5 protein-coding genes are annotated in these 6,627 nt (G+C 74.2%); 4 read left to right on the top strand and 1 reads right to left on the bottom strand.

The window, feature by feature from the left end:
* Positions 1–293 precede the first annotated feature (293 nt).
* From SSP24_RS38815 to SSP24_RS38800, 4 genes are read left to right on the top strand one after another with little or no spacing between them, the layout of a single operon-like run.
* Positions 294–1,262 carry a DUF998 domain-containing protein gene (locus tag SSP24_RS38815; protein WP_141315388.1) on the top strand — a complete coding sequence of 323 codons (969 nt, stop codon included), beginning with the start codon at positions 294–296 and terminating at the stop codon, positions 1,260–1,262.
* Positions 1,259–3,403 carry a glycosyltransferase gene (locus SSP24_RS38810; RefSeq protein WP_141315386.1) on the top strand — a complete coding sequence of 715 codons (2,145 nt, stop codon included), beginning with the start codon at positions 1,259–1,261 and terminating at the stop codon, positions 3,401–3,403. Before SSP24_RS38815 ends, SSP24_RS38810 begins: the two co-directional genes overlap by 4 nt.
* Positions 3,375–4,148, top strand: a complete 774-nt coding sequence (locus tag SSP24_RS38805) for a response regulator transcription factor (RefSeq protein WP_141315384.1) — start codon at positions 3,375–3,377, stop codon at positions 4,146–4,148. The genes SSP24_RS38810 and SSP24_RS38805 overlap by 29 nt, the downstream gene beginning before the upstream one ends.
* Before the next feature lie 38 nt (positions 4,149–4,186).
* Positions 4,187–5,254: a sensor histidine kinase gene (locus tag SSP24_RS38800; protein WP_229865233.1), complete on the top strand. Its 1,068-nt coding sequence runs from the start codon at positions 4,187–4,189 to the stop codon at positions 5,252–5,254.
* 39 nt (positions 5,255–5,293) lie between these two features.
* On the opposite strand, the gene SSP24_RS38795 is transcribed toward SSP24_RS38800, so the two are convergent.
* On the bottom strand, positions 5,294–6,586 hold the full coding sequence (locus SSP24_RS38795; RefSeq protein WP_141315382.1) for a HAMP domain-containing sensor histidine kinase: 1,293 nt from the start codon (positions 6,584–6,586) through the stop codon (positions 5,294–5,296).
* Positions 6,587–6,627: the final 41 nt, after the last annotated feature.

Raw genomic sequence — 6,627 nt, 5'->3', positions numbered from 1 at the left:
TGTCTCGCCGACCGTCGTGCACAGCACCTTGATGACCCAGAAGTACAGGGTGACTTCGGGCACCTTGTTCCAGCGCATGCGGTGACGGACCGGGGCCGGCGCGGCGGCGTGGGCGGCGGGGTTCTGTGGAGTCTCGGATGTCTCGTAGGTCATGGGACCCGACCGTGCCACCGGCTGCCTGAACGCATCCTGACTGGCGTGTCCCGACGCCGAGGGGGCTCACAGGCCCCCTTCATCGAAGCTTCACGCGCCGAGCGGTAGACGCCTTATCGATCACCGGTTCTCTCGTCGTCATGCACGCGCTTCTCCCACCCCCGGCCTCCGTCGATCACCGTGGCCACCAGAGTCTGACGACAGCGGCGCACACCGCGCTGACCGGTTCCGTCGTGCTTGCCGCCCTGCTTCACCTGGGCTGGGCCAAGCAGGTGGACCCCCTCGGACAGACGCTCAGCGACTACGCACTGCACGAGGGCACGACGACGTTGTTCACGGCGTGCGTCGGCTCGGCGGCGGCGGGGTCGGCCGCACTGCTCGCCGGGCTGCTCCGCAGTCGGCTGCCGATCGGCTCCGTCGCACCGGCGGTCCTGGGGGTCGGCTGCGCGGGGCTCGCGCTCAGCGCCGTCTTCCCGACCGATCCGGCGGGCGCCGCGCCGTCCCTGAGCGGAGTGGTGCACCGTCATGCTGCGGGGGCCACGCTGGCCGCGCTCCCGGTGGGCGGTCTGCTCCTGGCCCACCGCCTGCACGGCCACGCGCCGACACGCGCGCAGGGGCGCCGGATACGCCGCCTGTCGTGGGCCAGTTCGGCCGCCGCGCTGGTCTTCCTGGGCACCCACCTCAGCGCACTCCGGCCGGTCACGCCGGCGGCGGCACGGGCCGCCCCGCTGCTCGGTCTGGCCGAGCGCGTGACGCTGGGGCTGGAGGTCGCCCTGCTGTTCGCGATGGCCGATGCCGTGCCCTCCGGGCGGGGCGCGTTCGCCGGGCAACCCCCTTCCTCCGCACGGCGGTTGTCCGCCGGGCGACACACGTCCACCGGGCGGCGCCTGGCCACCGGGCGGCGCCTGGCCACCGGGCGGCGCCTGGCCACCGGATGGCGCTTGGCCACCAAGCTGCACACGTCCGGCGGCGAGCCCCAACCGACCAGCCGGCGACCACCCACCAGCCGGCAACGACCCACCGACCGACCCCCATCCACCGGCCAGCACACGTCCGCCGGCGAGCCCCCGGCCACCGGCCGGCACTCATCCACCAGTCGGCGCCCATGACGACCCCGATCGCCGCCCTCCTCGCGGTTCTCGGCGCCACCTGTTACGCGGCAGCCGCACGACTGCAGCACGAGGCGGCGCAGCGGCACCGCGCCCCCGCCCCGCCGCGCGCCGTCCTTCGGCGACGCCGACGGCGGCTGCTCGCCGGGCTGGCCCTGCTCGGCGTCGGCGGATCCCTGCACGTCACCGCACTCCGGCTGGCGCCCGTGACCGTGGTGCAGCCCTTGGGTGTGACCGCCGTGGTGGTGAGCGTGCTCTGGGGAGCGCGGGTGCGCCGTCGCCTCCCCTGCCGGGGAACTGTCCTCGCCCTCGCGGCGATCGTCGCAGGGACCACGGGGTTCGCGGTCCTCGCCGCGCACGCCACCGTCGCCACGCCTGTCACCACCGGTGCCCAGCTGTGGGCCGGGCTGCTGGTCCTGACAGTGGTCGCCGCCTGCGCCGGGGCCGCCCGCGTGCTGCCCGGCCGGGCGCGGTGCCTGACGCTGGCGGCCGGTGCCGGCAGTGCCTACGGCTGTGTGTCCGTCCTAGGCCGGGCCGCAGGCGAGGAGTTCACGTCGTACGGCCTGAGCGGCGCCCTGGGCGGCACGCTCGCCGGGCTGGCGCTGGCCGGTTCCGTCGGCTTCTGGCTGGCCCAGCGCGCGCACGCGGCCGGCCCGCCGGAGGTCACCGTCGCCTGCCTGACCGTGGTCGACCCGCTCGTCGCCGTCGGCATCGGCATCGGCCTCCTGCACGAGGCGCCCGCACTCTCCGCCGCCACCGCGGCCACCGCCCTGGCCTGCTGGGCGCTCGCCGTGGCCGGTGTCCTCCACATCACCCGCTCCACCCCCGCTTCCCACCTCACTCACGGCCACCGGCCCCTCCCACGACAGGAACATCCCATGCCCAGTCCCTCCTCCCCCCGCCCGCAGCGCATCGTCATCGGCGCCGACACCTTCCCGCCCGACGTCAACGGGAACGCGAACTTCGCCCACCGCCTCGCCGAAGGACTGGCGGACCGCGGACATCAGGTGCACGTCGTCTGCCCGGCGACGGAGGCCGGCCCCAGCACGACCGCGGTGAACGGGATCGCCGTGCACCGGCTGGTCTCCCACCGCACCCCGGCCCACCCCACCTTCCGCGTCTGCCTGCCCTGGCAGACCGCCCGGCCGGCCGCCCGCCTGCTGGACGACATCGCGCCGGACGTGGTGCACATCCAGTCCCACTTCGCCGTGTGCCGCTCGCTGGCCGCCGCCGCGCACCGGCGCCGCATACCGGTGGTGGCGACCAACCACTTCATGCCGGAGAACCTCACCGGCTACACCCGCCTGCCCGCCCCGCTCGCCGCCGCGGCCTGCCGGCTCGCCTGGCGCGACCTCGTACGGGTCTTCCGCCGGGCCCGCTTCGTCACCGCGCCCACTCCCCGGGCCGTACGGCTGCTGCACGACAACGGTCTGACGTCCCCCGCCCTGCCGGTGTCCTGCGGCCTCGACCTGGCCCGCTTCTCCCAGCCGGCGACGGACCGCGGCGACGGCGAGACGCGCGTGCTGTTCGTGGGGCGGCTGGACGAGGAGAAGAACGTGCACGAGCTGCTGCGCGCCCTGGCGCTGCTGCCCGCACGGCGGAAGGTGCGCGGCGAGATCGTCGGCGACGGCTCCCGCCGCCGCGCCCTGGAGAACCTGGCGCGCGATCTGGGCATCGCCGACCGCGTCACCTTCCACGGCCTGGTCAGTGACCGGGAGGTGCTGGCCGCGTACGCCCGCTGCGACGTCTTCTGCATGCCGGGCACGGCCGAGTTGCAGAGCCTGGTCACCATGGAAGCCATGGCCGCGGGCCTGCCCGTGGTCGCGGCCGACGCGATGGCACTGCCGCACCTGGTGCACCCCGGCGTCAACGGCCACCTCTTCCCGCCGGGCGAGGTCCCCACCCTGGCCGGGCACCTGGCCGCGCTGGCCGCACACCCCGCTGCCCGGCGGCGGATGGGCGAGGCCGGGCGGGCGATCGTCGCCGAGCACGACATCCGCCGTACGCTGGCGACGTTCGAGGACCTCTACCTCCACGCCACCGCACGCCCCGGCACCCCGGCGGCCATCCCCCGCCCCACCCTCCCCTCCGAGAGCGAGCAGCACGAGAGCCATGAGTACGCAGCGCGTTCTGGTCGTTGACGACGAGCCGAAGATACGGATGACCGTGCGCGGCTATCTGGAGGCCGACGGGTTCGAGGTCGTCGAGGCGCCGGACGGGCCCGCCGGGCTCCAAGCCGTGACCAGGGACCGGCCGGACCTGGTCGTGCTGGACGTAATGATGCCCGGCCTCGACGGCTTCCAAGTGCTGCGCCGCATCCGGGAGACGAGCCCGGTCCCGGTGATCCTGCTCACCGCCCGGGGCGAGGAGGTCGACCGGCTGATCGGCTTCACCACGGGCAGCGACGACTACGTCGTCAAGCCGTTCAGCCCCCGGGAGCTGGCGCTGCGGGTACGGGCCGTCCTGCGGCGCACAGACGGCGGCCCTGAGGCGGCACAGACGGATGCGGTGCTGCGCTTCGACGGGCTGACCGTCGACCCGGACACACGGACCGTCCTCGTCGACAGCGCGGACGGCTCCACCGGCGACCGCGAAGTGGAGCTCTCCGCGCTCGACTTCGACCTGCTGCTCGCCATGGCCCGCACCCCCGGCCGGGTGTTCACCCGGCGCGGGCTGCTGGCCCAGGTGTGGGGCGAGGACTTCTTCGGCGACGAGCGGGTCGTGGACGTGCACATCCGCACGCTGCGCCGCGCGCTCGGCGACGACGCGAGCGCACCCCGGCTGGTGGGCACCGTCCGCACCATCGGATACCGGTTCGTCGGCCGACCGGTCACCGGAGATGCACCGCCTGGCCGGTCGCCCGATTCGTCGGCCGACCCGGTCTGAGGACCCCCATGCGCCCAAAGACCCGCATCCTCCTGAACTTGGCACGCACGCGGCTGCACCGCCTCCGCTCCCGCCTGTCGCTGCGCAACCGCCTGGTGGTCTCCCACGTCATGGTGCTGCTCGTGGCGCTGGGGGCGATGTCCGCGAGCAAGGAACTCATGGAAGGCCCCGGACGCCATCACTTCGATCCCGACGTGGTCGTCAAGGCGGGCCTGGGGCTTGGGGTGCTCGCGGCCGTCCTGGCGGCCGTCGTCGTCTCCCGGTTCCTGCTGCGCCCGCTCGACACCGTGCGCGCCGCCACCCACCAGCTCGCGAGAGGGCACTACGACGACATCCTCGACGTGCCCGGCGAACCGGGCCTGGCCGCGCTGGTCCGCGACGTGAACTCGCTGGCGGCCGCCCTCGCCGACACCGAGCGCCGCCGGGCCCGACTGGTCTCCGAGATCGCCCACGAGATGCGCACCCCCATCGCCATCCTGCGGGGCCAGATCGAGGGCATGGCCGACGGCATCTTCGTCCCCGACGACGCCATGTTCGCCTCGCTCACCGACGACCTCGACCGGCTCCGACGCCTGGCCGACGACCTCTCCAGCCTCTCCCGGGTGGAGGAGGGCGCCTTCACCCTCCACCGCGCGCCGACCGACGTGACCGAACTGGCGCGGGCCACCGCCGAGCGGCTGCGCCCCCAGTTCGACGACGCCCGGGTGTCCCTCGACGTCACCGCCCCCGGGCCGGTCACCGTCGACTGCGACCCCGACCGGATCACCCAGGTCCTGGTCAACCTCCTCGGCAACGCGCTGTCGGCCTGTGATCCGCACGGACGGGTGTCGCTGTCCGCGCACGCCGACGGGGATCCCTCGCCCGGGGCCGTCGTCCGCGTCACGGATGACGGCATCGGCATCGACGCGGGCGACCTGGACCGCATCTTCGCCCGCTTCGAACGCATCGAGTATCCCGGCCGCCCCGCACCGGCCGGCGGCAGCGGCATCGGCCTGACCATCGCCCGGGGCGTCGCCCGCGCCCACGGAGGCGACATCACCGCCGAGTCGCCGGGCCCCGGAAAGGGGGCGACGTTCACCCTGCGGATACCGCGGGAGCCCGCCTGACGTCTCCGGCGGGGCCGGGGATCTGGTCGATCGGCCGGCTCAGACCTGCCGGACCGGAACGAGCAGCGTGAACGTCGTGGGGTCGCCGCTGGCGAGAAACAGCCTGCCACCCAGGGTGACGGCCAGGTCGCGGGCGAGGGCGAGGCCGATGCCCGTGCCCGTTCCGCCGCCTGTGTGCCCGCGCGTGAACATCCGCGCCGGTTCGACGGCCGCCGTTCCCTCGTCGGTGACGTCCAGGGCGAGGGCGTCGTCGAGGTCCCGGACCGTGACGCGGACGGTGCCGCGTCCGTGTGCACGGGCGTTGTCCAGCAGGACGCCGAGAATCTCGGTGACGGGCCCTGCCGGGACGAGCACGTCGGCCGGTGCATCCAGGGTGGCGCACTCCAGGCGTCTGCCGTCCTGCGCGAAGAAGCCGTGCCACCGCTCCTCGGTCTCCTCGAGGAGCCGGGCAACCGGCCGGTCCGGCGCGGCGGGATGCGGGACGCCGTGAGCACCGGCCAGGCGGAGCACCTCCTCCACGGTGCCATGCAGCCGACGGGTGGCGGCGAGGGCCTCCTCCAGGCTCGCCCGCATGCGGGAGTCGTCCTTCCCCAGTCCCGCTTCCAGGGTGAGTTGCAGACCGGTCAGCGGAGTACGCAGCTGGTGCGAGGCGTTGGCGGTGAAGTCCCGTTCGTGCCGCAGGAGTTCGGACAGGCTGTGCAGCATGTCGTTGTGCGTGCGGGCGACCTGGTCGATCTCGGCGATGGTGCTGGGACCGGCCCGGGCGGTCAGTTCCCCGTCGGTGACCGCCCGGCAGTGGCGTGAGAGGTCCTCCAAGGGCGCGGCAAGCGCCCGTGCCTGGCGTCGGGCGACGAGGACGGCGACGGTCAGGGCGAGCAGCGCGGCGCCCAGCAGTGCCGCCCAGCCCATGAGGACCCGGTTGCGTACGGCCGCCACCTCGGAGGAGGCCCGGACCACGCCGATGACCCGTTCGTCGTGGGAGACGGGCACGGCGACGACGAGTTGACCGCCTGACTCCCCACTGGTGACGACCGCACGGAGCGATCGCCGGACCTCGTCATCCCCCGTCCGAGGGCCTGCGCCCGCCTTCAGGCGCAGGCCCGGGTCGTACAGGCCGAGCCGCATGCCGGCCACCGGAGCGGGCAACTCGACCGGGTCGCCGCTCGCGTAGTCGGGGTTCACACGGACGGCACCGGCCAGGGCGGCCCGTTCAAGAGTGTCCCGCTGGTCGGCGTACAGGGAGGACCTGATCGCGACGGCCAGGGGGAGGGCGAGGAGGATCAGGGCCACCAGTATGGCGGTGACGGCCACCCGCACCACACGCTGTCTCATGACCCCATCATGCGGGCCGCGCACCGGGCCGGGCACGGCCC

The sequence above is a fragment of the Streptomyces spinoverrucosus genome, assembly GCF_006539505.1.
GTDB classification, from domain to species: Bacteria; Actinomycetota; Actinomycetes; order Streptomycetales; family Streptomycetaceae; genus Streptomyces; species Streptomyces spinoverrucosus.
This window is presented reverse-complemented; position numbering and strand designations above follow the sequence as displayed.